The sequence below is a fragment of the Halorubrum sp. SP9 genome, assembly GCF_005435015.1.
Taxonomy (GTDB): domain Archaea; phylum Halobacteriota; class Halobacteria; order Halobacteriales; family Haloferacaceae; genus Halorubrum; species Halorubrum sodomense.
This window is the reverse complement of sequence record NZ_SGXU01000008.1, coordinates 16,499-42,489: the sequence shown is the minus strand read 5'-3', so window position 1 is coordinate 42,489 and position 25,991 is coordinate 16,499. Positions and strand designations below refer to the sequence as shown.

General features: G+C 71.1%; 30 protein-coding genes. 18 read left to right on the top strand and 12 right to left on the bottom strand.

Translation table 11 applies throughout. From position 1 onward, the window contains the following. Window positions 1–35: 35 nt before the first annotated feature. From EXE45_RS06570 to EXE45_RS06555, 4 genes are all read right to left on the bottom strand, one after another. Window positions 36–482, bottom strand: coding sequence for an RNA-binding protein (locus tag EXE45_RS06570; protein WP_092921727.1), 447 nt, complete (start codon window positions 480–482; stop codon window positions 36–38). A 21-nt stretch (window positions 483–503) separates the two neighbouring features. Further along, the gene (locus tag EXE45_RS06565; RefSeq protein ID WP_006113388.1) at window positions 504–692 is read right to left on the bottom strand and encodes a hypothetical protein; all 189 of its coding nucleotides are present in this window, start codon (window positions 690–692) and stop codon (window positions 504–506) included. Between the two features lie 78 nt (window positions 693–770). After that, window positions 771–1,352, bottom strand: coding sequence for a hypothetical protein (locus EXE45_RS06560; protein WP_174549003.1), 582 nt, complete (start codon window positions 1,350–1,352; stop codon window positions 771–773). 100 nt (window positions 1,353–1,452) lie between these two features. Beyond that, on the bottom strand, window positions 1,453–1,647 hold the full coding sequence (locus tag EXE45_RS06555) for a methytransferase partner Trm112 (RefSeq protein WP_199233599.1): 195 nt from the start codon (window positions 1,645–1,647) through the stop codon (window positions 1,453–1,455). A 104-nt stretch (window positions 1,648–1,751) separates the two neighbouring features. Here EXE45_RS06555 and EXE45_RS06550 point away from each other — a divergent pair, with 104 nt between their 5' ends. Next, window positions 1,752–2,069 carry an RPA12/RPB9/RPC11 RNA polymerase family protein gene (locus tag EXE45_RS06550; RefSeq protein WP_092921723.1) on the top strand — a complete coding sequence of 106 codons (318 nt, stop codon included), beginning with the start codon at window positions 1,752–1,754 and terminating at the stop codon, window positions 2,067–2,069. A 116-nt stretch (window positions 2,070–2,185) separates the two neighbouring features. Next, window positions 2,186–2,470 carry a ribonuclease P protein component 4 gene (locus tag EXE45_RS06545; RefSeq protein WP_092921721.1) on the top strand — a complete coding sequence of 95 codons (285 nt, stop codon included), beginning with the start codon at window positions 2,186–2,188 and terminating at the stop codon, window positions 2,468–2,470. A 39-nt stretch (window positions 2,471–2,509) separates the two neighbouring features. On the opposite strand, the gene EXE45_RS06540 is transcribed toward EXE45_RS06545, so the two are convergent. The 5 genes from EXE45_RS06540 to EXE45_RS06520 form a co-directional block, all read right to left on the bottom strand. Then, window positions 2,510–3,190 (bottom strand): HAD-IIB family hydrolase, encoded by a 681-nt coding sequence (locus tag EXE45_RS06540; protein ID WP_092921719.1) that lies wholly within the window; start codon window positions 3,188–3,190, stop codon window positions 2,510–2,512. Window positions 3,191–3,278: 88 nt separating this feature from the next. After that, window positions 3,279–4,451 (bottom strand): Cdc6/Cdc18 family protein, encoded by a 1,173-nt coding sequence (locus tag EXE45_RS06535; RefSeq protein WP_092921717.1) that lies wholly within the window; start codon window positions 4,449–4,451, stop codon window positions 3,279–3,281. A 342-nt stretch (window positions 4,452–4,793) separates the two neighbouring features. Further along, window positions 4,794–5,930, bottom strand: coding sequence for a hypothetical protein (locus EXE45_RS06530; RefSeq protein ID WP_092921713.1), 1,137 nt, complete (start codon window positions 5,928–5,930; stop codon window positions 4,794–4,796). Continuing rightward, a complete protein-coding gene (gene glpK, locus EXE45_RS06525; RefSeq protein ID WP_092921711.1) occupies window positions 5,931–7,469 on the bottom strand; it encodes a glycerol kinase GlpK in 1,539 nt (512 codons plus the stop codon). It abuts the gene before it with no gap. After that, on the bottom strand, window positions 7,466–7,675 hold the full coding sequence (locus EXE45_RS06520) for a hypothetical protein (RefSeq protein WP_137693860.1): 210 nt from the start codon (window positions 7,673–7,675) through the stop codon (window positions 7,466–7,468). The genes glpK and EXE45_RS06520 overlap by 4 nt, the downstream gene beginning before the upstream one ends. 174 nt (window positions 7,676–7,849) lie before the next feature. Here EXE45_RS06520 and glpA point away from each other — a divergent pair, with 174 nt between their 5' ends. The 14 genes from glpA to EXE45_RS06450 all read left to right on the top strand — a co-directional run bounded on the left by glpA (window position 7,850) and on the right by EXE45_RS06450 (window position 21,533). Continuing rightward, on the top strand, window positions 7,850–9,691 hold the full coding sequence (gene glpA / locus EXE45_RS06515; RefSeq protein ID WP_137693859.1) for an anaerobic glycerol-3-phosphate dehydrogenase subunit GlpA: 1,842 nt from the start codon (window positions 7,850–7,852) through the stop codon (window positions 9,689–9,691). Beyond that, entirely contained in the window at window positions 9,691–11,070 is a 1,380-nt protein-coding gene (glpB, locus tag EXE45_RS06510; RefSeq protein WP_137693858.1) for a glycerol-3-phosphate dehydrogenase subunit GlpB, read from the top strand. Before glpA ends, glpB begins: the two co-directional genes overlap by 1 nt. Beyond that, window positions 11,067–12,647, top strand: coding sequence for an anaerobic glycerol-3-phosphate dehydrogenase subunit C (locus EXE45_RS06505; RefSeq protein ID WP_137693857.1), 1,581 nt, complete (start codon window positions 11,067–11,069; stop codon window positions 12,645–12,647). Before glpB ends, EXE45_RS06505 begins: the two co-directional genes overlap by 4 nt. 150 nt (window positions 12,648–12,797) lie before the next feature. Next, window positions 12,798–13,778: a hypothetical protein gene (locus EXE45_RS06500; RefSeq protein WP_137693856.1), complete on the top strand. Its 981-nt coding sequence runs from the start codon at window positions 12,798–12,800 to the stop codon at window positions 13,776–13,778. Window positions 13,779–13,859: 81 nt separating this feature from the next. Continuing rightward, window positions 13,860–15,266, top strand: coding sequence for an ASPIC/UnbV domain-containing protein (locus EXE45_RS06495; protein ID WP_137693855.1), 1,407 nt, complete (start codon window positions 13,860–13,862; stop codon window positions 15,264–15,266). 118 nt (window positions 15,267–15,384) lie between these two features. Continuing rightward, window positions 15,385–15,585: a hypothetical protein gene (locus EXE45_RS06490; RefSeq protein WP_137693854.1), complete on the top strand. Its 201-nt coding sequence runs from the start codon at window positions 15,385–15,387 to the stop codon at window positions 15,583–15,585. 97 nt (window positions 15,586–15,682) lie between these two features. Continuing rightward, complete coding sequence (locus tag EXE45_RS06485) at window positions 15,683–16,408, top strand: ribosome assembly factor SBDS (RefSeq protein WP_092921695.1); 726 nt, start codon at window positions 15,683–15,685, stop codon at window positions 16,406–16,408. A gap of 132 nt (window positions 16,409–16,540) precedes the next feature. Then, window positions 16,541–17,059, top strand: a complete 519-nt coding sequence (locus EXE45_RS06480) for a YbaK/EbsC family protein (RefSeq protein ID WP_137693853.1) — start codon at window positions 16,541–16,543, stop codon at window positions 17,057–17,059. Window positions 17,060–17,179: 120 nt separating this feature from the next. Next, window positions 17,180–18,196, top strand: coding sequence for a metal ABC transporter solute-binding protein, Zn/Mn family (locus tag EXE45_RS06475; protein WP_137693852.1), 1,017 nt, complete (start codon window positions 17,180–17,182; stop codon window positions 18,194–18,196). Between the two features lie 94 nt (window positions 18,197–18,290). Next, the gene (locus tag EXE45_RS06470; protein ID WP_137693851.1) at window positions 18,291–19,031 is read left to right on the top strand and encodes a metal ABC transporter ATP-binding protein; all 741 of its coding nucleotides are present in this window, start codon (window positions 18,291–18,293) and stop codon (window positions 19,029–19,031) included. Continuing rightward, window positions 19,031–20,089 (top strand): metal ABC transporter permease, encoded by a 1,059-nt coding sequence (locus EXE45_RS06465; RefSeq protein ID WP_137693850.1) that lies wholly within the window; start codon window positions 19,031–19,033, stop codon window positions 20,087–20,089. Before EXE45_RS06470 ends, EXE45_RS06465 begins: the two co-directional genes overlap by 1 nt. 96 nt (window positions 20,090–20,185) lie before the next feature. After that, window positions 20,186–20,470, top strand: a complete 285-nt coding sequence (locus EXE45_RS06460) for a hypothetical protein (RefSeq protein ID WP_092921684.1) — start codon at window positions 20,186–20,188, stop codon at window positions 20,468–20,470. Between the two features lie 78 nt (window positions 20,471–20,548). Beyond that, complete coding sequence (locus EXE45_RS06455) at window positions 20,549–20,992, top strand: DUF393 domain-containing protein (RefSeq protein ID WP_092921682.1); 444 nt, start codon at window positions 20,549–20,551, stop codon at window positions 20,990–20,992. A 37-nt stretch (window positions 20,993–21,029) separates the two neighbouring features. Then, on the top strand, window positions 21,030–21,533 hold the full coding sequence (locus EXE45_RS06450; RefSeq protein WP_137693849.1) for a DUF123 domain-containing protein: 504 nt from the start codon (window positions 21,030–21,032) through the stop codon (window positions 21,531–21,533). Between the two features lie 19 nt (window positions 21,534–21,552). Here the strand turns inward: EXE45_RS06450 and EXE45_RS06445 are convergent, their stop codons facing one another. The 3 genes from EXE45_RS06445 to EXE45_RS06435 all read right to left on the bottom strand — a co-directional run bounded on the left by EXE45_RS06445 (window position 21,553) and on the right by EXE45_RS06435 (window position 23,351). Further along, window positions 21,553–22,035 carry an acyl-CoA thioesterase gene (locus EXE45_RS06445; protein WP_092921678.1) on the bottom strand — a complete coding sequence of 161 codons (483 nt, stop codon included), beginning with the start codon at window positions 22,033–22,035 and terminating at the stop codon, window positions 21,553–21,555. 68 nt (window positions 22,036–22,103) lie between these two features. After that, window positions 22,104–22,562 (bottom strand): bifunctional nuclease family protein, encoded by a 459-nt coding sequence (locus EXE45_RS06440; RefSeq protein WP_092921676.1) that lies wholly within the window; start codon window positions 22,560–22,562, stop codon window positions 22,104–22,106. Between the two features lie 84 nt (window positions 22,563–22,646). Then, on the bottom strand, window positions 22,647–23,351 hold the full coding sequence (locus tag EXE45_RS06435) for a winged helix-turn-helix domain-containing protein (protein WP_092921674.1): 705 nt from the start codon (window positions 23,349–23,351) through the stop codon (window positions 22,647–22,649). Window positions 23,352–23,495: 144 nt separating this feature from the next. Between EXE45_RS06435 and EXE45_RS06430 the strand changes: the two genes are divergently transcribed. Further along, window positions 23,496–25,274 (top strand): TraB/GumN family protein, encoded by a 1,779-nt coding sequence (locus tag EXE45_RS06430; protein WP_092921672.1) that lies wholly within the window; start codon window positions 23,496–23,498, stop codon window positions 25,272–25,274. Next, window positions 25,271–25,945 carry a metalloprotease gene (locus tag EXE45_RS06425; RefSeq protein ID WP_092921670.1) on the top strand — a complete coding sequence of 225 codons (675 nt, stop codon included), beginning with the start codon at window positions 25,271–25,273 and terminating at the stop codon, window positions 25,943–25,945. The genes EXE45_RS06430 and EXE45_RS06425 overlap by 4 nt, the downstream gene beginning before the upstream one ends. Window positions 25,946–25,991 lie beyond the last annotated feature (46 nt).

The following is a 25,991-nucleotide window of genomic DNA, read 5'->3' as shown; positions in this document are numbered from 1 at the left end:
GGCGCGGCTCGAAAGCCGACTCCCGTGATCGGCGCTCAGTCGTCGGCGTCGGCGTCCGCCAACCGGGAGAGCGTCTCGCGGGCGTTCTCGACCGCCGTTTCCTTCTTCGCCGGGTACGCCTCGACCTTCGTCCGAACGGTGAGCCCGGGACCGAGCCTGACGTCGCCGCGGAACGCCGCCTGCTTGTCGAGGCGTAAGAAGAGCGCGCAGTTGTCGTTGACCCGCTCGTCGAGTTCGTCGAGGACGCGGTCGAGGTCGTTCAGTTCGGACAGCCGGTCCAGCACGTGTCGCATCTCGTCGGCTCGCTCGACGCGCGCCGACAGCACGACGATCCGGTCCCCGTGGTGGCCCACGTTCTCGACGCGGTCGAGCTCGACGTCCTCGGGCAGGAGGTTGTACAGCGCCTGCTCGACCCGTTTTTCGTCTTCCGTGGCGTACGAGAACGCCCGGAGATCGACGTAGTGGAAGGGGACTTTCGGCATGCGGTACGAGTGGGGGCGGCGTTACTCCTCGCTCTCGACGGCGTCGAGCGCGTCCTCGGGGACGCCCGTCTCCTGACCGTCCTCGAAGCTGACCGTGTACGTCGCGTCGCCGAACATCGTCTCCATCACCTGCGTGATCGTGCCCGACTCGCCGTCGTACTCGCTGTGTTTGTCGTGGAGCACGACCTCGTCTTCCTTCTCGAAGCTCATGGCCTCTCGTTCCGCCGGGACGGTTAAAAGCGCGCGGATCCGGAGCGAGCCGAAGGCGAACCGGACCGCGACGGGGCCTCACGTCACCGCGAGCAGGACCGCGCCGAGCGCGATCATCAGGGCGAGTCCCACCGCGACCGAGACGAGGAGGCTGTCGACGACGAGCGCGAGCGCGACGCCCGCGGCGATCGCGACCAACCCCAGGGCCGCGCCCGCGGTCCCGCCGCGTTGGACGAGTCGGTCGAGCGCGTTCACCGCGCGCTGGCCGCGCGGGGCCTCCGGAGCGCGCTCCGGGGGCGCGGAGAGGGTCTCGTCGACGGCCACCGACTCGTTCGAGGACTCCGGCGACGGGTCGATCCGCACGTCGACGTAGCGCGTGTTCGACCCGTAGCCGGTGACGACCTTCAGTTTGCCCCGGACCGGTTCGTCGACGTCGGCCGTCGAGACGTGGACGCGACGGGTGGCCTCGTCGGCGACGAAGTGGTTGCCCTCCTCGACCCTGGCCACCCGATCGAGGTCGTCGTCGAAGTGAAGGTGGACGTGCGTCGAGCGCCCGCTGTTGTCGAGCACGACCGGAAACGGCCCGTCGGTGACGAACGAGTCCGGGGCGTCGATGTCGTGGACCGCTTCCCCGTTCAGTTCGACGTCGAGTGTCGACACGGGTGAGACCACGACCCCGTACTAAAAAAAGATTCACACGGCCAAGGGTTTCGGAGAGGGTGTCGCCGCCGTCGTCGTGGTCCGTCTGCGTCGGGGTGCCCTACGCCGCCGCCTCTTCGCGCATGTCCGGGGGGAGGAGATTCGGGATCCCGTCCTCGATGGGGTACGTCTCGCCGCACTCCGTACAGGTGAGCGTCCCGGCGAGGACCTCCTCGTCGTCCGCCTCGTCGACGTCGAGTTCCAGAGTCGCTTTATCCAGCGGACAGCAGATCACGTCCATCAGGGATTCCTTCATACCGCTCGATTGGATCGGACCGATAAAAAAGCGTGCGGGTCGGCCCCGCCGTGGCGGCTCGGAACTTAACGTATTTATCAGCCGTGGGCGTACGTCGATTCCGTATGCGGTTCTGCGACGAATGCGGGTCGACGATGTACGCCGAGGGCGACGCGTGGGTGTGCCACTCCTGCGACGCCGAGGAGCCCCGGGACTCGGGGGACGAGGCGGCGATGGCGACGCGGGACGCGCAGCGCGACGACGGGGCGCCCGCCGTGGCCGACGCGACCGAGGGCTCCGCCGACACGATGCGAGAGCCCTGTCCGGCGGACGACTGCGACGGCGACCGGGCCCGCTACGAGATGCTGCCGAAGCCGGGGGGCTCCTACGAGGTCCGTCTATTCACCTGCGTCGAGTGCGGCCACAAGTGGCGCGAGTCCTGACGGCATCCCGCGGTCTCCGCCGGTCAGCGGGACGCGGACCGCGCCTTCGGCTCCCAGATCCGAACTGACTCCCACGGATAACAACCCCTTTTGCGACGCGCCCCGGCATCGGTGACATGGGCATCCCGGCGGAGCGGATCGAGCGGCTGTTCGCCCTCGCCCGCGAGGCGGTCGTCGACGACGAGTACGACCGCGCCCGCGAGTACGTCGCCCGCGGTCGCCGGATCGCCGAGCGGAACCGCTGCGGCGTTCCCTCCGAACTCTCCAGGCGCGCCTGCGACGACTGCGCCGTCTACCTCCGGCCCGGGAAGACGAGCCGCGTCCGGACGCGGCCCGGGCGCGTGGTCGTCCGGTGTACCGAGTGCGGCGCGACGGCGCGGTACCCCTACGGCGGGGAGTGACCGGGTCGGCGGCGGGACCGCGCCAGCGACCGCGTGCGACTACTCGGCGCGCTCGCGCAGCCCGTCGAGCACAGAGACCGTCCCGTCCATGAACCCCTCGTCGAGGACCGCGTCGGCGGCCCCGCGGGCCGCGTCGTCCGCGTTGGCGACCGCGTAGGACTCGCCGGCGACCTCGAACGTGGAGACGTCGTTCTCGCTGTCGCCGACCGCGACGAACGAGGCGGGGCCGACCCCGAGCGCGTCGGCGACCACGCCGAGCGCCCGCCCCTTGCTCACGGCCGTCGACTTGACGTGGTAGGCGTAGCCGGTGTCGACGACCTCCACGTCGTCGACGGCCGCGGCGACCTCCCGCAGGAGATCCGCGTCGGCGTCGGGCGAGAGCGCGACCTCCGTCTCGCGCCACCGGTTCACGGTGTCGCCGTCGCCCCAGCCCACCTCGCCGCCGCGCTCGCGGAACGCCTCGACGACCGCTCGCGCCGCGTCCGGATCGCCGACGATCGCCGTCTCGCCCTCGACGTGGGCGACGCCGCCGTTCTCGGCGATGACGGTCTCCTCGCGCCCGAGGAAGTGCGCGAGCGCGACCGGGTACGGGAACGCCTTCCCGGTGGCGAACACTATCGGCGCGTCCCACGCGGGCAGCAGTTCGAAGGCCCGCGGGTCGATCCGACCGGTCGGCGTCGTCAGCGTGCCGTCGATATCGAGCGCGAGCGGCGGAACCATACCCGCCAGTCGGTGACTCGGGGTCAACTGTCTTCCGTTCGATCGGCGGGGGTCGGCGGCGGAGCGGGCCGCTGCCGGCCCTGCGAGGCTACCCCGTCCGGGCGCGCCGGTCGAACAGTTCGCGGAACACGACCGTCGGGAAAAGCGGGACGAGCCGGCTCGGCGGCCGCCCCTTCCCGTCGCTCCGGTGGACGGTGACGCGTTCGAGCAGGCCGGCGTCGGCCAGTTCGTAGAGCGCGCGCCGCACCGTCGACGCCGAGAGGTCGACGCCCGGGCGCGCCGCGATGGCCGCCGTCGCCTCGCCGACGGTTGACCGCTCCGCGTCCGAGAGCCCGGTGAGTTCGTAGAGGAGTCGCTCCCGGCTCTCGGGGAGCGCCAGGACGCGACCCAGCGAGACGCAGGGGCGCGGGACCCCGTCGATACCGGCGTCGATATCTCCGGATCGGATCGTCGACGCGCCCGCCCGCTCCGCGTTGACCGCGGCGCCCATCACGGCGGCGAGCGCGTCGTGGGCGTCGCCCGCGGCCCACTCGACGATCTCGCGGATCTGGTCGTGGCTGAGCGCGTCGCGGCCGAGCCCGGTCGAACACCGACTGGTCAGCAGTTCGACGAGCACGTGCCGCCGGTACTTCGCGAACTCGACGGTCGTCTCGGGTTCCCATTCGATCGCGTCCGGCGGGTCGCGGCCGAGACACGCCGGCGTCAGTCGCTCGCCGACCTCGGTGAGCCAGTCGATCAGCGTCGTCGCCGTCGGCGTCTCGGACTCGTTCGCGTGGTCGACGGCGACGACGAGTTCGGGGCCGGTGCGCATCGCGTCGCGCAGCGAGTCGGCCAGCTCCTCGGTCCCGATCCCGTGGTCCGGAACGGGGTCGTCGCTCATCGCGTTCAGCATCGCGTGGTACAGCCGGAAGCGGGTTGACGCCTGTCGGGCGTCGACGTAGACGAACCCGGGGATCGTCGGCTCGACCGCCCGCGTCGTCGTCTGGATCGCCCGCCGCGGCCCGCTGTGGCTCGCGAGTCGGTCGAACAGCGCGGAGACGACCGCCGACTTCCCGCTCCCCTTCGGACCGTACACGTAGACGCTCGGGGGGAGCGATCCGTTGAATGCGGGCGCGAACACGTCTAGCAGTCGCTCTATCGCCGGACCGCGACCGATCGGTGAGTCGACGTGCCTGACCGGTGAGACGGCCTCGAAGTCGGCGAGAACGCTCATGCCGGTGTCGTAGCCGAGCCGTCGCTCGATCCGGTCGTCGATGTTCACGGGCGTCCCTCCGGGGTTCCCGAACAAAACAGGTACGAAGCGGCGGCGATACGAAGCCGGTCGCGGCGACGACCGGCGCCGCCGTCGCGATCGGTGTCGGCCGCGGTGTCGCCGCCGCGATCGGTGTCGACCGCGGTGTCCTCGTCGCGACCGCCGTCGCGGCCGAAAGCGGTGGCTGCGTCGACCCGGCGACGGCGGTCGCTCGGGGATCGGTCTCGTCGGCGGTCGCGTGTCCGGTCTGGTCTCATTGGTGTCCGGCGACTTGGTCGGAAGTGTTTCTCGGGCGGAGCCGTTCTCGACCGCCGCGAGAGGCCGACGCCGCGTCGGCTCCCGCGAGCGGGCTCAGAGGTACCCGGCGTTCGGCAGGACGCCGAGGATCGAGAGGACCGCGATCACGAGCATCGTGAGCGCGATCGCCATCGCCGGGGGGTCCACGTGGGTCCCGGAGTGCGAGTAGAACAGCCGCTGGGTGACCTCGCCGACGAGGCCGCTGAGCGCGCCGAGCGCCCCGGCGGCGAGCAGCGCGACGACGGCGCCGACCGCGCCCACCGACGCCAGCGGCGTCACCGCGCTGGTGTCGCCGAACGCGCCCACCGCGACCACGGCGCCGACGGACCCGAGCAGCGTGATGTGGTGCGTCACCGGAATCTTCTCGACGCCGAGGTTCAGGAACAGCAGGCTGATCGCCGAGATCGCGTAGCCGAGGAAGATGCTCCCCGTCTGGAGGTAGATGTACCCGCCCAAGATCCCGCCGACGAGACCGATCGCGGCGACGCCCGACCACTTGTACTGGTGGGGGAGCCACGGCTCGGTCGCGGGCCGGCCGGCGTGTTCCTCGGCGCCGCCGTCGGCCTGCGGGTGCATGTCGCCGCGCTCGAACGGCGACATGTCGAGCAGGCCCTTGCCGGCCGGCCTCCCGACGATCGGGTAGCCGAATACGGGCCGCGCGAGGAACGCGGTCGCGAAGACGGACACCGCGATGAAGTCGGTCGGCGGCGTCATCCCCAAGACGTTGATGAAGACGCCGTTGGCGACCCGCGTGAACAGCATCCCGACGACGCCGAATATCGCGCCCACGGCGAGGATGTCAGGCTTCGTGCCGAACGCATACGTGATGTCCTTCCCGAAGTGGTACCCGCCGTCCGCGGGGTTCATGTCGGGGTACTTCTTGCCCGCGTACGCCGAGGCGGCCACGCCGCCCGCGAACACGATGTGTGGGCCGGTTATGGCACCGAACCCGATGACGCCGGTGATGCCCGCGGCGAGCTCGCCCGCGGGGATGCCTTCGACCGCGCCGATCTGTCGCTGAAGGATGCCGATACCCTCACCGAGGAAGACGACGAACCCGGTGAAAATGAACGCCGGGAGCGCGCCGATCGCGGCCCCGAACGCGCCGCCGGCGAGCGCGGTGATGAGCAGCATGACGAACAGCTTGACCTCGATCCCGAGGACCGGGACCTGAAGCAGCAGTTCGTTCATTTACTCGTCCTCCTCGTCGATCGCCCAGTTCTTCGAGCGCTCGACCGCGTCGTCCCAGCGGCCGTACAGCTTGTCGACCTCGCCCTGCGACTTCTCGGGCGTGAACTCGCGGTCGACCTGCCAGTTGTCGCGCAGCTCGTCGACGTTGTCCCAGTAGCCGACGGCGAGGCCGGCGGCGTACGCCGAGCCGAGCGCGGTCGTCTCGTCGACCTCCGGTCGCGCGATCTCGGTCTGGATGATGTCGGACTGGAGCTGACAGAGGAAGTTGTTCTTCACCGCGCCGCCGTCGACGCGGAGCGTCGTGGTCTCCACGCCGGAGTCGGCCTCCATGGCCTCGGCGATGTCGCGGGTCTGGTAGGCGATCGACTCGAGCGTCGCCCGCACGATGTGCTCCTTGCTCGTCCCGCGGGTCATCCCGACGATGGTGCCGCGGGCGCGACCGTCCCAGTGCGGGGCGCCGAGCCCGGTGAACGCCGGGACCATGTAGACGCCGTCGGTCGAGTCGACCGAGCGCGCGAGCTCCGCGGTCTGTGCCGCGTTGTTGATGAGGTCGACGTCTTCGAGCCACTCGATGGCGGCACCGGTGATGAAGATGGAGCCCTCAAGCGCGTACTGGACGGGCTCGCCGGACATCTGGAACCCGATCGTCGTCAGCAGTCCGTGGTCGGACTCGACGGCGTCGGTCCCGGTGTTCATCAGGTAGAACGAGCCGGTGCCGTAGGTGTTCTTCGCGTCCCCCTCGTCGAAGCAGGTCTGCCCGAACAGCGCGGCCTGCTGGTCGCCCAAGGCGCCGGCGACCGGGACCTCCTCGCCGAGGAAGCCGTCGGGGTCGGTGTGGCCGTAGTAGTCCTCGTCGGAGGAGGGGCGCACCTCGGGCACCATCTCCTTCGGTACGTCGAACTCCGCTAAGAGCTCGTCGTCCCACTCCATCTCCCGGATGTTGTACAGCATCGTCCGGGAGGCGTTGGTGACATCCGTGATATGGTTGCCCGTGAGGTTGTAGATGAGCCACGCGTCGATCGTCCCCATCACGAGTTCGCCCTCGCGGGCGCGGTCGCGGAGGTCGCCGCCGCGCGAGCTCTGCATCTTGAGCGGCTCGGCGTTGTCGAGAATCCACTCGGTCTTGGTCGCGGAGAAGTACGCGTCGGCCTCGAGGCCGGTCTTCTCGCGGATGTCCTCGACTCTGTCCGCTTCCTGAAGCTCCTCGACCCGGTCGGTCGTCCGGCGGTCCTGCCACACGAGAGCGTTGTGGACCGGCTTCCCGGAGTCTTTGTCCCACACGATCGTCGTCTCGCGCTGGTTCGTGATGCCGATCGCCTCGAGCTGGTCGGCGTCGAGGCCGGCGTCCGCGAGGCCGTCGAGGACGACCTGCTGGGTGTTCTCCCAGATCTCGATCGGGTCGTGTTCGACCCAGCCCGGGTTCGGGTAGATCTGTTCGTGCTGTTCGTAAGCGTTCGCGACGACCTGCCCCGCATGGTCGAACACCATGAATCGGGTCCCGGTCGTCCCCTGGTCTATCGCACCGACGTACTGTGTCATGTTGTGGATCCCTCCTGTGGCGCTGGTCCGTGCGCGGCGGTGACCGGGTCGCGCTCGACGACGAGCGCGACCTCGGCGCCGCGTTCGCTGCCGCATTTCGCGTCCGCCGAGCCAGGCCCGTCCGGAGCCGACTCGGGGCGGCCGAGAGGCGTATCGACGCCGTCCCGACATATCTTCACGGAAGCTACCACGCCAATCGTGAACATAATGTACTACCATAATAATCTTCCTGTTAAAATCCGGATATCGGCGTGAGTGAAAAAGTGTAGTATATAAACACACCGGCATTGGCAGCGATTACACTACTTGAACGTCCCTGATAGTTATGATCGAAGTGCGCCGGGAGGTAAAGTAAAGTGGTCGGGGTCCAAGGACCTCCCATGGACAGACAAGTGGACGTCGTCGTCGTCGGTGGGGGGTCGACGGGGTGCGGCGTCGTCAGGGACCTGGCGCGGCGCGGGCTCGACGCGGTCCTCGTCGAGAAGGGGAACCTGACGCACGGCACGACCGGACGGATGCACGGGCTCCTCCACAGCGGGGGCCGCTACGCGGTCTCGGATCAGAAGAGCGCGAAGGAGTGTATCGAGGAGAACCGCGTCCTCCGCGACATCGCGGCGCACTGCGTCGAGGAGACGGGCGGAATGTTCGTCAAGCGACCCGAGGACTCCGAGGAGTACTTCCAGGAGAAGCTGGAGGGGTGTAAGGCGTGTGACATCCCCGTCGAGGTGATCGACGGCGAGGAGGCGCGGCGCCGCGAGCCGTACCTCGCGCGAGACGTCGAGAAGGCGATCGCCTTGCCCGACGGCGCGGTCGACCCCTTCCGGCTCTGCGTCTCCAACGCCGCCGACGCCCGCGAGCACGGCGCGCGGATCGAGACGCACGCGCCGGTGACCGACGTGCTCGTCGAGGACGGCGCGGTCGTCGGCGTCGAGGTCGAACACGAGACCGGCCCCGGCAAGCGGGTCCACCGCGAGCCGGGGACGACCGAGGAGATCCGCGCGCGCCACGTCGTGAACGCGACCGGCGCGTGGGCGGGCAACGTCGGCGAGATGGCGGGCGTCGACGTGGAGGTCCGTCCCTCGAAGGGCGTGATGACGGTGATGAACACCCGGCAGGTCGACACCGTGGTCAACCGCTGCCGGCCGAAGGGCGACGCCGACATCATCGTCCCCCACGAGACCGCCTGTATCCTCGGCACGACCGACGAGGAGGTCGACGACCCCGAGGACTACCCCGAAGAGGAGTGGGAGGTGGACCTGATGATCGAGACCCTCTCGGAGCTCGTGCCCGCGCTCGAGGACGCGCGGACGCTCCGCTCGTTCTGGGGCGTCCGGCCCCTCTACGAGCCCCCGGGGACGGGCACGGAGGACCCGACGGACATCACGCGCGACTACTTCCTGCTCGACCACGGCGACCGCGACGACCTGCCGGGAATGACCACCATCGTCGGCGGGAAGCTCACCACCTACCGGATGATGGCCGAGTCCATCTCCGACCACGTCTGCGAGACGCTCGGCCACGAGGCGACCTGCGACACCGCGGAGGCGCCGCTGCCGGGCTCGGAGAGCGAGGCGCGCATGGCGGAGCTGATGGACGAGTTCGGGCTGCGCTCGCCGGTCGCGCGGCGCTCGGGCCAGCGGCTCGGGTCCCGGGCCGACGACGTGCTCGACGAGTACGACCCGAACCCGATCGTCTGTAACTGCGAGAGCGTGACGCGCGCGGAGGTCCAGGACGCGATCGGCGAGGCCGGCTCCGACCTCAACGCGGCCCGGCTGCGGACCCGCGCCTCGATGGGGAACTGTCAGGGCGGCTTCTGTACCCACCGGATCGCCGCGGAGCTCGCCGAGGAGTACCCCGAGCCCGTCGTCCGCGACGCCGAGGACGAGCTGTACCAGGAGCGCTGGAAGGGCCAGCGCCACGCGCTGTGGGGCGAGCAGCTCTCGCAGGCGATGTTGAACCACATGCTCCACGCGACGACGATGAACCGCGACGGCGACCCCGCGAGCCTGGACGAGGAAGTCGAATTCGGCGCGTTCGACGCGGGCGCCGACGCCGGCTCGCCCGGCGCCGACGGTTCGAGCGGAGAAACGGGGACCGCGGCGGCCGACGGTGGGCGCGCAAACGGCGACGCGACCACTAACGGTGGGCGCGCAAACGGCGACGCGACCACTAACGGTGGGCGCGCAAACGGCGACGCGACCACCGACGGCGGAGGTCGCTGATGGCGATTAACAGCGACGTCCTCGTGGTCGGCGGCGGGCTCGCCGCGGTCACGGCCGCGGTGTCGGCCGCCCGCGAGGGCGCGGACGTGCGGCTCGTCTCCCACAAGGCGAGCACGCTGCGGCAAGCGTCCGGGCTGATCGACGCGCTCGGCTACGTCCCGGCGACCGAACCCGCCAAGCCGCTCCGCGACGGGCCGCCGACCGCGGGGCGCGAACTCGACCGCGACGAGTGGCCGGACCCGGAGGGACCGCTCGCGGACCCGTTCGAGGGAATCGACCGACTCCCCGAGAGCCATCCCTACCGGATCGTGGGGAGCGACGCGCTCCGCGAGGGGCTCGACCTGTTCGACGACCTCGCGGGCGACGCGTACCGCGGGGGCCACACCGAGCGCAACGCCCTCGTTCCGACGTTCGGCGGCGCGGTGAAGCCGACGGCGCGGTACCCGGCGGCCGCGGAGGCCGGGCTGGCCAGCGACGACCGGCCGATGCTGATCGTCGGGTTCCGGTCGCTCACCGAGTACGACGCGCGCGCCTTCGCGGGCCGGCTGGAGGCCGCGGGCGTCCCGTTCGACGCCGCGGGGACCGAGGTCGAGTTCGCGGAGGCGTTCCGCGCCGACGCGAAGATCACCCGGCTCGCGAAGGCGCTCGACCACGACGAGGCCATCGACGGCGTACCGGCGCGCGAGGCGCTGGCGAAGGCGGTCGCGCCGCACCTCCACGACGTCGTCGACGAGGAGGGCGGGGTCGACCGCGTCGAGCGCGTCGGCTTCCCGGCGTTCCTCGGCGACGACGAGGGCGACGAGGTCCGCGCGGAGCTCGCGGACCGGCTCGGCGCCGACGTGTTCGAGATTCCGATGGGGCCGCCGAGCCTTCCGGGCCTCCGCTTAGAGGACCGGCTGTTCGACGCGCTCGACGCCGAGGGCGTCCGGTTCGAGACCGGCAACCCCGTGGTCGGCGTCGAGTCCGCGAGCGACGGCCGGGTGGAATCGGTCGCGGTCGACCGGAAGGGGCGGACGGCGCCGTACGGCGCGGACGCGTTCGTGCTGGCGACCGGCGGGCTGGTCGGCAAGGGGCTCGACTCCGACCGCGAGGGCGTCCGCGAGCCGGTCTTCGACCTGTACGTCGACCAGCCCGACGACCGGTACGAGTGGTTCGTCGACGACGCGTTCGGCGATCAGCCGTACGCCCGGTTCGGGGTCCGGCCCGACGAGCGGTGTCGGCCCACGGACGCCGACGGCGAGGTACAGTACGAGAACGTGTTCGCGGCCGGCGGCGTCGTCGGCGGCGCGGACGCGGCGCGGGAGAAGTCCGCGAGCGGGGTGTCGCTCGCGACCGGCCTCGTGGCCGGGCGGCGGGCGGCGACGGAGGCGAGCCAATGACACGACACACGGAGGACGACGGGGACGCTGAGGACTCGAACGGGACGAACGGACCGAGCGGCGGGCGCGACGCGGCCCGCGAGCGCGCGGGATGCGGGGACTGCGGCTGCGGGAGCCCGAGTCCGGGCGTCCCCGAGGCGGGGCGCGACGAGCAGCCGTCGATATTCGTCCCCGACGAGGGGGAGGTGGCCGAGGGCGAGGCGGGCGGCGGTCGCGGCGCGAGCGACCGCGCCGCCACCGACGGCGGCGTCGAGAGCGCCTCGGGCGGGGCGGAGAGCGCGCCGGGCGGGACCGACTCGACCGAGCTCGACCCCGACGCGTACGACCCCGTCGACGTGTTCCCCGGCGGCGACCTCGACCTCCGCGAGGGGGCCGACTCCTGTTACAAGTGCACGAGCTGCGACACCTCCTGTCCGGTGGCGGAGGTCGACGACGAGTTCCCGGGGCCGAAGTTCCAGGGGCCGGAGCAGTGGCGGCTCAAGCGGAAGGGGGACCACGACATCGACGAGTCGATCACCTCCTGTTCGAACTGCATGCGCTGCGACGACGCCTGCCCCTCCTCGGTGCCGCTCTCGCAGATGCACAACGAGGCCCGCGGGCAGTTCGTCGAGCGGCAGATGGAGAAGCTCTCGGTGGAGTACGTCCGGAACCGGATATTGGCCAACTACCGCACGTCCGCGAGCCTCGCCAGCATGTTCCCGCGGACGGCGTCGTTCGCGATGAACTTCGGGCCCGCGCGGTGGGCGATGGAGAAGGTGATGGGGATCCCCAAGGAGCGCGACTTCCCCGAGTTCGCCACGGAGACGTTCCGCGAGTGGTGGAAGGCGCGCGGCGGCGCGCAGGTGGAGAACCCCGACAAGCGCGTGGCGTACTTCCACGGCTGCTACTCCAACTACAACACCCCCGAGGTCGGGAAGGCCATGGTCCGCGTGTACGAGCACTTCGGCTACGAGGTGATGGTGCCGCCCCAGAAGTGCTCTGGCACCCCGATGTTCGCGAACGGGATGCTGAAGGACGCCCGGCGCCACGCGGAGACGAACGTCGAGAACCTCGTCGAGGCCATCGGGGAGGGCGCCGACGTGATCGCGTCCTGTACCTCCTGTTCGATGTCGCTGCGCCAGGAGTACCCCGAGCTGTTCGACCTCCACGGGATCGAGGACGTGGCCGAGCATACCTTCGAGGCGCTGGAGTACCTCCGGATCCACGAGGACCTCGAGGGCGAACTCGACGCGGCCGGCGGGCTCGACGACGAGCGCGCGTTCGCGTACCACGCGCCGTGTCACGCCCGCAATCAGGGGCTCTCCCGGCAGGCGGTCGAGACGTTCCGCGACGTCGACGGCGTGACGATGGAGGACGTCGGCGACTCCTGTTCGGGCATCTCCGGCACGTACGGCTGGAAGGAGGAGAAGTACGAGAAGTCGATGGAGATCGGCGCGGAGATGTTCGATCACATGGAGGACGCGGAGGGCGACGTGGGCATGACGGAGTGCCCGACCTGCGCGATGCAGATGGAACACGGCACCGGCTACGAGATCGAACACCCGCTTCAGCTGCTGGCGGACACGCTCGGCGCGTAGCGGCACCGGTCCGCCGATCGGGGTCGCCGGCCCCGAACGGCTACGGGCGCTGCCCGCGGGCGTGGTCAGTCCCGTCGTCGGCACCGTTCGTTCTCAACCCCGATAACTGCGCGCGAATCCTTATGGGGCGAAATCGCTCAGTCGGGGTACGTGACACTCGAACAGTTTCTCGATCGCTTCGACGGCCCCGAGCGGTCCGTGGTCACCGTCAACCGAACCGACCCGGACCCGGTTTTGAACATGCTCGTGGACACGTTCGGCGACGACGCAGTGCGGGTGGTCGACGGCCGGATGACGACGGGCGACGCCGAGCGGCCCGCGACCGACGGCGCCGGGGTCGCCGGCCCCGAGCGACGGGGGGGACTGACCGCCCGGGAGCTGACGACGAGCGGCGTCGTCGACGGCGACGAACCCGCCCCGTCGATCGACGTCAACGTGCTCCGCCGCCACGACAACGTCCCGTTCGACGGGGACGACCCCGACGACATCGAGAACCTCGTGCTGCTCATGGAGGGCGACGAGGTGGTCGCCGGCTCGACGCTCGGCGAGCTCGGTGACGCCGTGCTGTTCGTCAACTCCGACCTGTACGTCACCGGGAGCCGGCCGCTGGGGGACGTCGATCTCCCGTCGGTGATAAGCGGCCTCGACGACGCGACGTTCACGCTTCGAGGGTATCCCGAGTCGAACCGGCAGAAGCTGCTCCTGATCACCATCTCGCGGTTCATCGAGCGGGCGGCGTGGACCGCCGGCGACGGCACCCTGCGCTCGTCGTTCCAGCGGCTCTCGCGAATCGACGACGAGGTCGGCACGCGCGAGGTGTACGAGCGCGTCTCCGACACCGGCGTCGACACGCACCTCTACGGCGTCCCCGACGAGCTCCCGACGGACCTCGACGCGGTCGTCCACGCCGGGGACGACCCGGACTTCACCGACAGCTGGTTCGTGGTGTACCGCCCTCCGGAGGGACCGCACCCGGCCGAGAGCGACCCGAGAAGCGACCTCGTGCGGGGGATCGAGGGGGGCGTCGGGCTCCTCGCGGTCGAGACGGAGCCCCGCGTCTGGCGCGGCCTCTGGACGTTCGACGCGGAGCGCGTCTCGCGGGTGAACCGGTACATCGAGCGGCACCTCTAGCCCGGCCGTCGATTTCCTCCCGCCGCCGCGCGGTCGTATCCAACCCGTGCGTTCATATTCTCGGAGCGGTGACGGACGGCCATGTTCACGGAGCGGTCCTCGCTCGTCGACGACGGGCGCCCGATGCGCGGGTACGGCGTCGCGGTGACGCCGGGCCGCGACGGGCCGCTCGTCTTCGTCGCCGGCTACGGCGAGCCGAACCGGCTGTACGCCCGGGAGGACGGCCGCTTCTCGGACACCGCCTGCGGCATCGTCGCCGACGGGACGCGCCACGGGATGGGCGTGTGCGCGGCCGACCTCGACGCCGACGGCTGCGAGGAGGTGTACGTCCACAACTGCGCGCGCGGCGTCGACGGCGGCGACCCCGACCTCCTCTTGAGCCGCCTGGAGGCCGACCGGTACCGCTGGACCGACGTGTTCGCCCGCGAGGTGAACGCCGACCGGCTCGACGTCCGCGCCGGCCGGTCGGTCGCGGCGCTCGACCGGCTGGGGACCGGGCGATACGGGGTCGCCGTCTCCGGGTACGCCGCGCCCCTCGCGTTCTACGAGCTCGGTGACGACGGCGAGATCACCGACATGGCCGAGGCGGTCGGGCTGGAGGTGGACGGCGGGTGTCGGTCGCTGCTCGCGGTCCCGTACCGCTCCCGCGAGGGCGACCTGTTCGCGGGCGTCGAGGGCGGGCCGAACCGCCTGTTCAGCAACCGCGACGGCCACTACGTCCGGACCGACGGCGGACCGGACCTCTCGGACCCCGCCGGCGACACGCGCGGCGCCGCGGTCGTCGACGAAGGAGGGACGTTCGCCCTCGCGGTCGGCAACGAGGCGGCCCCGAGCCGCCTCCTGCGCTGTTCGCCCGGCGGCGGGTACGACGACGTGGCCCCGCCGGCGCTCCGCGACGTCGGAGCGGTCCGGACCGTGGTCGCCGCGGACTTCGATAACGACGGGCGCGAGGAGCTCTTCTTCAACGTCTGCGGCGCCGAGAACCGCCTGTTCGAGCGGGTCGACGGGTCCGACGAGGCGGCGCGCTGGGAGGCGGCGTCGCTCGGGGCGGCCGCGGAGCCGGACGGGTTCGGTACCGGCGCGGTCGCGACCGACCTCGACGGCGACGGGGCGCTGGAGCTCCTCGTCGTCCACGGCGAGGTCGCCGCGCAGCCGGTGACGGCGTACGGCGACGACGACGCGTCGGCCGCCGGATGGTTCCGGGTACGTCCGACGACGCGGCACGGCGCGCCGGCCCGCGGCGCCGTCGTCACCCTGGAGACCGACGACGGGGTCCAGCGGCGAGCGATCGACGCGGGCGGCGGCTGCCTCTGTCAGACGGAGCCGGTCGCGCACTTCGGACTCGGGGACGCGGAGCCGCTGCGCGTGGACGTGCGGTGGCCGGACGGCCGCGAGCGGACGGTCGTCGGACCGAGCGCGGACCGGGAGATCACCGTCAAACACCCGTCACAGGAGGCGACCGACCGCGACGTGCGGACGACGCGCTAGCGACGCGAGCGCCCACGCCGCCCGCCCGATCGGCCCGCCCTCGGTGCGAGACCGGGGGAGCCGTGGCCAGAACTGCCGCCCTTCGCGGGTTCAAGTGTCCGCGGGCGTACCGGGAGGTATGGTGGATCCGACCTCGGAGCTCGAGGAGGACGTCGACGAGGAGTCCGCGCCGAGTTGCGCGACGTGCGGCGAGCCGGCGCTGGGGACCGGGCACCGAACGGTGACGTGGGTCGACGGCGACGACGTCGTTCACCGGCACTTCTGCTCGCAGTCGTGCCGAGCGGAGTGGGACGACGAGCGGCCGACGGCGGGCGGGTAGTCGGGGGAGCGGCGGCGCGACGCCCGGACCCGACGACTCGACGCGACGACCGGCGGCGGCGGGAGGCTTTTTGCCCGCGGGGGTGGTACCCTCCGGTATGATATCGCTCGACGAGGCCGTGACGGCCCGACTGGAGTCGCACGGGGAGCGCTTCGAGGTCCTGATCGACCCCGACGCCGCGCTCGCGATCAAACGCGGGGAGTTCGAGGGGGAGTTGGAAGACGTCATCGCCGCGGAGGACGTCTTCGAGAACGCCTCGCGCGGGGACCGGCCCGCCGAGGAGGACTTAGAGACCGTTTTCGGCACCACGGACGCGCTCTCGATCATCCCCGAGGTCGTCGAGCGCGGAGAGATCCAGATCACCGCCGAGCAGCGCGAGGAGATGCAGGAGCGCAAGCACAACCAGCTGGTCACCACCATCACGCGCAACGCGGTGAACCCGCAGATGGACGACTCGCCGCACCCCCCCGAGCGTATCGAGCGCGCCCTCGAGGAGGCCGGGTTCCAGATCGATCCGATGGAGCCGGTGGAGAACCAGGTGGACGACGCGCTCGAGGCGCTCCGACCCGTGATCCCGATCCGGTTCGAGGAGGTGACGATGGCGGTCCAGCTCCCGGCCGACTACGCGGGGTCCGGGCAGGCCCAGATCCGGGAGTTCGGTGACTTAGAGCGCGAGGAGTGGCAGAACGACGGCTCGTGGGTCGGCGTGCTCACGTTCCCCGCCGGGCTCCAGAACGACCTCTACGACCTCGTCAACGAGGTCACCTCCGGCGAGGGCGACGCCCGCGTGATCAAGGACAAAGACGAGCTGCGGACCCGCTGACGGGGTCCGAACCGGCGCTGACGCGGTCTGAACCGCCGCTGACGGGATCAGAGACGCCGCTGACGCCGATCGACTTGGCGCAGTTTCACCGCGTCCGAGGGCTTGATATCGTCCGGGCGCGGCTCCGATCGCATGCATCCACGCGCGGCGGAGTTCGGGGAGCGAGCCCGGGAACGGTACGACGCCGACGTCGACGTGCTGGAGTTCGACGCCGGCACCGAGACCGCGGCCGCCGCGGCCGACGCCCTGGGCTGCGAGACGGGCGCCATCGCGTCGACGATCATCGTCTCGCTTTCCCGCGGCGACGACGAGGCGCGACGGGGGTCCGGCGGTCGGGCTCCGCCCGACGACCTCGTCGCGGCGATCACGAGCGGCGCGAACCGGCTAGACCTCGATGCCGTCGCGGACCACTTCGGTGCCGACGCCGCCGAGATGGGCGACCCCGACCGGATCCGCGAGGTCGTCGGCTGGAGCATCGGCGGCGTTCCACCGGTCTGCCACGACGCCGCGCTGCCGACCGTCTTCGATCCGACGCTCACCGAGTACGACACCGTCTACGGCGCGGCGGGGACACCGAACGCGGTGTTCGCGGTCGAGCCCGAGACGCTCGCGGGACTCGCGGACGCGACCGTCGTCGACCTCACCGACTGAGCCAACGTCGCCGGTACCCCGCCGTCGAGTTGTTAACGTCGGGCGGGTTTCGAACCTGAGTTATTAACTGGGAGTTGTGAAATAACAACTCTTTTCTGTTAATCGGTGGTATCGATCGGTATGACTCACTCACGGCGGTCCGTGCTGCGGCGCGGCGCCGGGTTGGCCGTCGCCGGAACGACGGCGGCGTTGGCGGGGTGTTCCGGCGCCGCGAACGCCGACCCCGAGGGGTTCGACTCGGGGTACGCCGCCTTCTTCACCCTCAGCGACTGGGCGAACGAAGTCGCGGGCGACCGCGCGAGCTTCGAGGACCCGGTCGACGTGGGGCAGCTCGGTCACGGCTGGACCCCGGACGGGACCCTCGCCGCCGACGTCGCCGCGACGGACGCGTTCGTCTACCTCGACAGCCCGGAGTTCTCGTGGGCGCAGGACCTCGCCGCGACCCTCGAGAGGGACTACGACACGGTCGCCGTGATCGACGGGCTCGACGGGCTGGAGGACGACCTGCTCGCCTGGGACCACTCGCACGGCGGGGGGACGGGCGGGGACGACGGGAGCGGAACCCGCGACGGCGGCGGGGGCGACGGCGACGGCGAGACCCGGTACGACCCGCACGTCTGGGTCGACCCGGTCCTCGCGGGCGAGATGGTCGACACGATCGCCACGGGGCTCGGGGAGGCGGATCCGGACAACGCCGAGGCGTACGCCGCCAACGCCGACGCGTACGTCGAGGAGCTCGACGCGATCGACGCCGCCTTCGAGTCGATCGCGGAGGACGCCGCGCGAGACGTGGCGGTGATCGCGGGTCACAACTCGTTTCAGTACCTCGAGGCGCGCTACGGTTTCCGACTCCACTCGCCGGTCGGCGTCTCGCCGCAGAACGAGCCGACGCAGACGGAGATAGCCGACACGATCGAACTCGTCGACTCGGCGGGGATCGAGGTCGTGTTGTACGACCGCTTCCAGTCGCCCAGACTCGCCGAGTCGATCGTCGCGAACAGCGGCGCGACGGCGGCGGTCCCCGTCACGCCCGCGGGGGGAACGACCCGCGAGTGGAACGAGGCCGGGTACGGCTACCTCGAACAGATGACCGAGATCAACGTCCCCGCCTTCGAGCGGGCGTTGGGGGCGCAGTGAGCGGGACCGTGACCGACCGCCGGACTCCCCGCTGCGGACGCGACGACGGAGTAAAAGAGCTAAACGTACGGGCTCCCCACGTGAGGGACACGCAGTGACCGCAATCGTGGCTCTCGACGGCGTGACGTTCGCCTACGGCGACACCGTCGCCGTCAGCGACGTCTCGCTGACCGTCGAGGAGGGGGACTTCCTCGGGCTCGTCGGGCCGAACGGCTCCGGGAAGACGACCCTGCTCCACCTCATGCTCGGGCTCCACGAGCCCGACGAGGGGTCCGTCGAGCTGTTCGGGCGTCCGATCGACGAGTTCGACGACGGGGGCCGGATCGGCTACGTCTCCCAGAAGGCGACGAGCCGGGGCGGCGCGATGCCGGTCACCGTCCGCGAGTGCGTCACGATGGGCCGGTTCGCACGCGCCGGCCGCGGGCGACTCTCCGCGACCGACCGAGCCGCCGTCGCGGACGCCATCGAGACGGTCGGTATCGAGGGGCTGGCCGACCGGCTCGTCTCGGAGCTGTCGGGCGGCCAGAAACAGCGGGCGTACATCGCGCGGGCCCTCGCGAGCGACGCGGACCTGCTCGCGCTCGACGAGCCGACGGTCGGCGTCGACGCCGAGTCGCGCGACGCCTTCTACGCCCTCCTCGACGACCTCAACGACGAGGGGATCACGGTCATCCTCATCGAGCACGACATCGGCGTCGTCACCGAGCGCGCCAACCGCATCGCCTGTATCAACACCGAGCTGTACCATCACGGGGACACCGAGTCGTTCGTCGAGAGCGACGCCCTCGCGGCTGCGTACGGCACCGACGGACAGGTCGTCCACCATCACCACTGATGAGCGGGGAATCAGCGGCCGACGACCGGGCGCGTGCCCGCTCCGTCCGAGGCCTCCGCCGAACCGCGGAGCTCGTCGGAATCGGACTCACCGGCGTCGTCGCGGCCGGCATGCTCGGGTTCCTCCTGCTCTACTGGGCGCGGGACCTCCCGGTGGCGAGCGACCTCTACGTCGCGTTCCGCTCGCTTGGCCGCGGGATGGACGCCGCGTTCGGCACGAACGTGTTCCGACACCCGATCATGTGGCAGTCGATGGCGGTCGGCGTGCTCGTCGGCGTGGTCGCTCCGCTCGTGGGCTCGTTCCTCGTCCACCGAGAGATGGCGCTGATCGGCGAGACGCTCGCGCACACGGCGTTCGCCGGCGTGGCGGTCGGCATCCTCGTCACCTCCTCGACCGGGTGGAACGGGTCGCTGCTGCTCGTCGCGCTCGCGGTCGGTATCCTCGGCGCGCTCGCGGTCCAGTGGCTCACCGAGCGCACCGACGCCTACGGCGACGTGCCGATCGCGATCATGCTCAGCGGGAGCTTCGCGGTCGGCACGCTGATCATCAGCTACGGCGACGGCCTCACCGGCGTCAACATTCAGGGGTACCTGTTCGGGAACCTCGCGGTGGTCACGCCGGAGGGCGCGCGCCTGATGGGCGCGCTCGCGCTGATCGTCGTCGCGGGCGTGGCGCTGACGTACAAACAGCTCCTCTTCATCACCTTCGACGAGCAGGCCGCGCGGGTCGCACGGCTGAACGTCACCGGCTACAACACCCTGCTCGTGGTGTTGACCGCGGTCGTCGTCGTCGGCGCGATGCAGGTGTTGGGCGTCATCCTCGTCGCCGCGATGTTAGTCGTCCCCGTCGCGGCCGCCTCGCAGGTCGCCCGGAGCTTCCGCGAGACGGTGTACCTCTCGGTCATCGTCGGCCAGCTGTCGGTGATCGGGGGCTTCGCCGTCTCGATCGGCCTCGGGCTTCCCTCCGGGGGATCCATCGTCGTCACGGCCATCGCCGTGTACCTCGCGAGCGTCGTCGGCTCCGGCTTCTCCGTGAGGGCCATCTCGACGCACGGGTGAGGACGGAGGAATCCGCGCCCGGCTCGCGAGCGGTGACCGCGTCCGGCTCGCGTCCGGTTTCCACAGACCCTTATGTCGCGGCCGCGACCCACGCGTATGGGAGACACCGAGACCTACACGGTCAGCGGCCCCGACGGTGAGGAAGAGTCGTTCGAACTGCCCGCCGGCCTCGTCGACGTGCTCAGCGAGCAGGGAGAGCCGGCGACGCGGGTCGTCTCCGACGTGATCGTTCAGGCGATGGCCCAGCAGGCGCACGTCATCGTCAACCACAGCGAGGGCGACGTGCCCGACGACATCGCGGAGATGGAGGAGACGGCCGCGGAGCTGTTCGAGGAGCGGTTCGGACAGCCGCTCGAAGAGGCGCTCGGTCACTCGCACTGAGCGGGTTCGCGACGCTCTCCGACCGAACAAGTTCGTCCCGGCCGGCCGCTTAAGCCGATGGAAACCCTCTTATTCGATATGACTCCTGACCCGGACGGCGCCGACGCTCCGGTGTTGATATTCGACGGCGACTGCCCGTACTGCTCGGTCGCGGCGGTCGCGCTCCGCCGGCTCGACGGCGTCGTCGCGGTCCCGTGGGAGGCCGACCCGGTCGGGCCGTTCCTCGACGCCCAGTTCGGCTCGCGCCCCTTCGCGATGGTGTTCGTCGACCCCGCCGAGCGCCGGGTGTACGCGGGCCGGTCGGCCGCCGAAGAGCTGGCCGACCGCGCCGGGACACCCGGGATCGTCGGGGGGCTCGTCCGCGACAACTACGACCGCATCGCCGGCGTCGTCGGCGCGCTGTCGGGCCGCGACCGCGACCCGGCGGACTTCCACGACGCCTACCCGCTCGACGGCGACGCGAGCGATCTGGTGGGATCGCTCCGGTCGGCCGCCGACGAGGCCCCGGCCGCGCTGTCGTGAGTGCCGCTGAGAGCGGCGCTCGGGCGGTGATCGACCGATGAGCGGCGCCGACGGGGGGAGCTACACCCTCGTCGTCGCCCTCGCGAGCGACGCGACGCTGTCGGCGGGCGCGCTGGGCGAGTACCGCCTCCCGGCCGGCGCGTACGCCTACACGGGGAGCGCGCTCGGCTCGGGCGGCTTCTCGCGGGTGGACAGACACCGCCGGACCGCCCGCGGCGACCACGACGTCCGCCACTGGCACGTCGATTACCTGCTCGGCCGCCCGACCGCGCGGATCGACCGCGTCGTCCGGAGCGTCGGCGTCGACGTCGAGTGCGCGGTCGCCGAGCGCCTGCCGCCGGGACCGATCGACGGTTTCGGCGCCTCCGACTGCGGCTGTCCGAGCCACCTCGCGAGCGGCGACCGGGACGAGCGCGGCGGCGACGCCGACGAGGCGCTCGACGCCCTCGCGGAGCGCGCGCTGGCGGCGCACGGGGCGGCGGTCGCCGCGTCCGACGCGCCGGACGCGACCGTCGAGGTCGTCGCGGGCTCGGCGGAGTGAACGCTCGCGGGGCGCCCGTTCAGATGTCGTAGCGGTCGACGACCTGCCGCAGCTGTTCCTCGCGGCCTTCGAGGGCGTCGTCGCGGAGGGCTTCCTCGTCCGCGGTCGGGCACGCGAGATCGGGAACCGGCGTCGGGCGTCCCTCGTCGTCGAGCGCGACGAACGTGAAGTAGGAGGTGGTCGTCCGCCGCGTCTCGTCGGTTCGCGGGTCCTCGGCGCGGACGTCGACCTTCGCGTCGACGCTCGTCCGACCGGTGTTGAACACGTACCCCTCGATGATCGCGACCTCGCCCGTCTCGATGGGCGCGATGAAGTCGACGTGGTCCATCGAGGCGGTGACGACCTGTCGGTTCGAAAAGCGCATGCCGGCGATGGCGCCGCAGATGTCCATCCAGTGCAACACGGCGCCCCCGAGCGCGCGGCCGAGGTTGTTCGTGTCGTTCGGGAGCAGCATCTCCGTCATCTCGGTGTGCGAGGAGGCGAGCGTGGCCGTCTCGTCCATACCCGTCGTGGGACGCCCGGCGACTTGAACGACGGGCTTCCCGGTCGGCCGTCACCGGACCCGGCGGCTCAGCGCTCTTCGGACGGGTCGCCGTCGCCGCTGAACTCGACCGAGTCCGACGGGCGGCCGGCCTCGTCGATCACCTCGTCGGTCACGACGATCGGACAGTCGACGCGCACGGCGAGCGCGAGCGCGTCGGAGGGGCGGGCGTCGAAGACGAACCGCTCCGGCTCGCCGTCCTCGTAGCGCTCGGCGTCGACCTTCGCGTAGAAGGTGCCGTCGCGGAGGTCGTCGACCCTGACGCGGTCGATGGCGCCGCCGAACTCCGTGAGGATGTCGACCAGGAGGTCGTGGGTGAGCGGTCGGTCGAACGGTTCGCCCTCCAGCGCCATCCCGATCGATCGAGCCTGGTCGGCGCTGACGAATATCGGGACGTACTCGCCGCGCGCGGACAGGATCACCGCCGGGACGTCGCCGCTCGGCGCCGACCCCGCACCGACGCCGACGACCTCGGCCTCGTGTTCCATACGCGAACGTAGGGACGGCGCTTTGAATAGCTGTCCCACGAGCCGCCGTTTGGCGGACGCGCTCCGCCCGGTACGACGCCCGCGCTACCGGTTCGACGCGCGGTACCAGTACGCCCACGCGAGCGTGAACACGAGCGCGGCGGCGACGAAGAAGACGAGTCCGGGCTCGACGAGCGAGACGGCGTACTCCGCGAGCGGGTCGCCGACGAGTTCGATCGCGCCGTCGGCGGTCTCGGCCCCGGAGTCCGCGTTCGGGGCGCTCGCTATCGTCGGACCGTCGGCCGCGCCCCCGTCGCCCCCCGCGCCGCCGGCCGCCCCGGCGTCGCTCCTCGCCCGGTACCCGCCGAGCGAGCCGACCGCGAGGAGCCGCTGGGCCGCGACCGCCGCGAGGCCGATTATCCCGTAGCCGCCGAGCAGGCGCATGAGCGCGGTCTTGATCCCGGTCGACTCCTCGGAGCCGCCCGCGAACAGCACGAGCGGCTCGTCCGCGGCGGCGTACACGTCCATCTCGCGGCCCTTCTCGGAGTAGGCGGTGTCGACGACGTCGACGAGGTCGGCCTCGTCGAGCCGAGAGAGGTGGTACTGGACGTTCTGAAGCGACGTGTCGACCTCGTCGGCGAGCTCGGACTTCGTCGCCGGGCGCTCGTGGAGCGTCGAGAGGATCGCCCGGGCCGTCTCGGAGCCGAGGGCGGCGATGAGGTCGTCGGCCTCGTCGTCGTCGACGCCGACGACCCGGGGTTCGCGCTCCTCCGGGGTCGCGTCCGGCAGGGAGGGCAACAGCCGGGACATACGAGGAGGTGAGAGGCGTGAGAATACAAGTTTGTTGGATCGCCGGGAACGCGGTTCGGCGGCGGGCCCGCGACGCGGCGGCGGGCGCGCGAACGCCGGGATCGACTCACAAACCCTAAACGCGGTGACCGAGTACGACGGGTGATGACAGAGACGTCACGGGGGACCGACGAGGCGCCCCCGTCGGCCGATCGGTCCGCGCGGACCGACGGCGGCGGCCTCGAGGCGGGGCCGCGCCGCGATCCCGCCGCCGACGAAGGGTCGGTCACGGTCGTCGGGACCGCGCACGTGTCGGAGCAGTCCGTCGACGAGGTCGAAGCGGCGATCGAGCGGGAGCGTCCCGACGTCGTCGCGGTCGAGCTGGACGAGGGGCGCTACCGGCAGCTCAACGGCGAGACGCCCGAGGACCTCGACGCGAGCGACCTGCTCAGGGGGAACACCGTGTTCCAGTTCCTCGCGTACTGGATGCTCTCGTACGTCCAGACCCAGCTGGGCGAGCGGTTCGACATCGAGCCGGGGGCGGACATGAAGGCCGCCGTCGACCTCGCGGAGTCGCTCGGCATCGACGTGGCCCTCGTTGACCGCGACATCCAGACCACGATCCAGCGCTTCTGGGCGCGCATGACGGTCACGGAGAAGCTGCGTCTCGTCGGCGGGCTCGCGTTCGGCGTCAGCGACCCGCGGGTCGCCGGCGTGATCGGCGGGCTCTTCGTCGGGATCCTCGCCGGACCGGCGATCGGCCTCTTCGGCGGCGCCGTCGGGATCACGAACGCCGTGCTGACGAGCGTCGCCGCCGGCGTCCTCGTCGCGCTCGTCGCGGGTATCGTCGTCGACCAGGTCGGGACGCTCGCGCTCTCGCCGGACCAGCGCCTCTACGCCGCGGTCGGCACCGGGCTCGCGCTCGGCGTCGCCGCCGGGGTCACGGGCGTCGTCGACGGGCTCGTGTCGACGTACCTCGGCGGCTTCGCCGTCACGGCGATCGGGGGCTTCGGGGTCGGGATCGGCCTCGGCCTGGTCGTCGGCGCCGTCCTCGCGGTCGCGGTGGGCGCGTTCGCCGGCGGCGACGTCGACGCCGAGGCCGGCGGGATCGAGGAGCTCGACGAGGCCGACCTCACCGACACGGACGTGGTGACGATGATGATGGAGGAGTTCCGCCAGTTCTCTCCGGGCGGCGCGGAGGCGCTCATCGACGAGCGCGACGCGTTCATCGCCCACCGGCTCGTCGCGCTCCGCGAGTCGGGCTACGACGTGGTCGCGGTCGTCGGCGCCGGCCACCGGGCGGGGATCGAGGGCTACCTCGCCCGCCCGACGACCCTCCCGCCGATGGAGAGCCTGGTCGGCCAGGAGTCCGGTCGCGGGCTCCCGTGGAAGAAGGCGATCGGCTACGCGATCACGGTCGGCTTCGTCGGCTTCTTTGTCCTGCTGGCCCTGGGCGGGGCCGGGAACGCGTTCCTGCTCCGGCTGTTCGGCGCGTGGTTCCTGATCAACGGGGTCTTCGCGTTCGCGTTCGCGAAGGTCGCCGGCGCGCGCTGGCTATCGGCCGGCGTGGGCGGCGCCGTCGCGTGGATGACCTCGATCAACCCGCTGCTCGCGCCCGGTTGGTTCACCGGCTACGTCGAACTCCGGAGCCTGACCGTGAACGTCGCCGACATCGGCGCCTTGAACGACCTGCTCGCCGACGAGACGCGCTCCGCGGCGGAGCTGGTCTCCGCAATGTTAGACGTGCCGCTGTTCCGGCTCATCGTCGTCGTCGCGATGACGAACGTCGGGAGCATCGTCGCGAGCTTCCTCTTCGCGGCGTACGTCATCCCGGCGATGTTCGGCGCCGAGGTCGGCGGCGTCGAGGACGTCGGGCGGCTGCTCGTCGACGGCGCGATCAACGGCGCGAACCTCGTGCGCGGCGCCGTGGAGGGGATCGCATGAGCGGCGACTCGACGTTCGCCGGGCGTCGGATAGCCGGGCTCTACTTCAGCGGACAGGAGATCCGCGACCTCCTCGTCGCGTGGCTCGCGCTCGGCGTGGCGTTCACGCTGTTCTTCGTCGGCGGCTCGGGCGGGATCAGTCGGATCCTCGCCGCCGGCGTGCTCCCGCCGCTGTTCGTCGCGCTCGCGACCGCCGGGGTCGCCTTCCTGCTCCACGAGGTCGCACACAAGGTCGTCGCGGTCCACTACGACCAGGTCGCGGAGTTCCGCGCGGACAACAGCATGCTGTTCCTCGCGGTGATGAGCTCCTTACTGGGCTTCATCTTCGCCGCGCCGGGCGCCGTCCACCACCGGGGACGGCTGACGCCCCGCGAACACGGCCACATCGCGCTGGCGGGGCCGGTCGTGAACCTCGGGCTGATGGTCGCGTTCGTCCCGCTTTTCGCCCTCGGCGGAATCGTCGGCAGCGAGATCGTCACGATCCTCGGGGCGCGCGGCGTCGCGATCAACGCGTTCCTCGCCGCGTTCAATCTCGTCCCGTACGGTCCGCTCGACGGGAAGACGGTGCTGAACTGGAGCAAGCCGGTCTGGGCGGCCGTCTTCGTCCCGTCCGTGCTGCTCGCCTTCGGGCTCGTCTTCGTCGTCGGGCTCGGGTTCGGCGGGCCGTTCTGATCGCCGGCTCGTCACGACCGCCGCCTCGTTCTGATCGCCGGCTCGT

Bases quoted from the DNA above. Each gene is read 5' to 3' on its own strand.
- EXE45_RS06445 (WP_092921678.1), bottom strand. From the start codon at position 22,035: ATGGACGAGACGGCCACGCTCGCCTCCTCGCACACCGAGATGACGGAG.
- EXE45_RS06450 (WP_137693849.1), top strand. From the start codon at position 21,030: ATGAGCGGCGCCGACGGGGGGAGCTACACCCTCGTCGTCGCCCTCGCG.
- EXE45_RS06540 (WP_092921719.1), bottom strand. From the start codon at position 3,190: ATGGTTCCGCCGCTCGCGCTCGATATCGACGGCACGCTGACGACGCCG.
- EXE45_RS06430 (WP_092921672.1), top strand. From the start codon at position 23,496: ATGACAGAGACGTCACGGGGGACCGACGAGGCGCCCCCGTCGGCCGAT.
- EXE45_RS06480 (WP_137693853.1), top strand. From the start codon at position 16,541: ATGCATCCACGCGCGGCGGAGTTCGGGGAGCGAGCCCGGGAACGGTAC.
- EXE45_RS06475 (WP_137693852.1), top strand. From the start codon at position 17,180: ATGACTCACTCACGGCGGTCCGTGCTGCGGCGCGGCGCCGGGTTGGCC.
- EXE45_RS06570 (WP_092921727.1), bottom strand. From the start codon at position 482: ATGCCGAAAGTCCCCTTCCACTACGTCGATCTCCGGGCGTTCTCGTAC.
- EXE45_RS06550 (WP_092921723.1), top strand. From the start codon at position 1,752: ATGCGGTTCTGCGACGAATGCGGGTCGACGATGTACGCCGAGGGCGAC.
- EXE45_RS06565 (WP_006113388.1), bottom strand. From the start codon at position 692: ATGAGCTTCGAGAAGGAAGACGAGGTCGTGCTCCACGACAAACACAGC.
- glpB (WP_137693858.1), top strand. From the start codon at position 9,691: ATGGCGATTAACAGCGACGTCCTCGTGGTCGGCGGCGGGCTCGCCGCG.
- EXE45_RS06485 (WP_092921695.1), top strand. From the start codon at position 15,683: ATGATATCGCTCGACGAGGCCGTGACGGCCCGACTGGAGTCGCACGGG.
- EXE45_RS06505 (WP_137693857.1), top strand. From the start codon at position 11,067: ATGACACGACACACGGAGGACGACGGGGACGCTGAGGACTCGAACGGG.
- EXE45_RS06440 (WP_092921676.1), bottom strand. From the start codon at position 22,562: ATGGAACACGAGGCCGAGGTCGTCGGCGTCGGTGCGGGGTCGGCGCCG.
- EXE45_RS06490 (WP_137693854.1), top strand. From the start codon at position 15,385: ATGGTGGATCCGACCTCGGAGCTCGAGGAGGACGTCGACGAGGAGTCC.
- EXE45_RS06555 (WP_199233599.1), bottom strand. From the start codon at position 1,647: ATGAAGGAATCCCTGATGGACGTGATCTGCTGTCCGCTGGATAAAGCG.
- EXE45_RS06425 (WP_092921670.1), top strand. From the start codon at position 25,271: ATGAGCGGCGACTCGACGTTCGCCGGGCGTCGGATAGCCGGGCTCTAC.
- glpK (WP_092921711.1), bottom strand. From the start codon at position 7,469: ATGACACAGTACGTCGGTGCGATAGACCAGGGGACGACCGGGACCCGA.
- EXE45_RS06465 (WP_137693850.1), top strand. From the start codon at position 19,031: ATGAGCGGGGAATCAGCGGCCGACGACCGGGCGCGTGCCCGCTCCGTC.
- EXE45_RS06460 (WP_092921684.1), top strand. From the start codon at position 20,186: ATGGGAGACACCGAGACCTACACGGTCAGCGGCCCCGACGGTGAGGAA.
- EXE45_RS06435 (WP_092921674.1), bottom strand. From the start codon at position 23,351: ATGTCCCGGCTGTTGCCCTCCCTGCCGGACGCGACCCCGGAGGAGCGC.
- EXE45_RS06530 (WP_092921713.1), bottom strand. From the start codon at position 5,930: ATGAACGAACTGCTGCTTCAGGTCCCGGTCCTCGGGATCGAGGTCAAG.
- EXE45_RS06545 (WP_092921721.1), top strand. From the start codon at position 2,186: ATGGGCATCCCGGCGGAGCGGATCGAGCGGCTGTTCGCCCTCGCCCGC.
- EXE45_RS06520 (WP_137693860.1), bottom strand. From the start codon at position 7,675: ATGTTCACGATTGGCGTGGTAGCTTCCGTGAAGATATGTCGGGACGGC.
- glpA (WP_137693859.1), top strand. From the start codon at position 7,850: ATGGACAGACAAGTGGACGTCGTCGTCGTCGGTGGGGGGTCGACGGGG.
- EXE45_RS06455 (WP_092921682.1), top strand. From the start codon at position 20,549: ATGACTCCTGACCCGGACGGCGCCGACGCTCCGGTGTTGATATTCGAC.
- EXE45_RS06495 (WP_137693855.1), top strand. From the start codon at position 13,860: ATGTTCACGGAGCGGTCCTCGCTCGTCGACGACGGGCGCCCGATGCGC.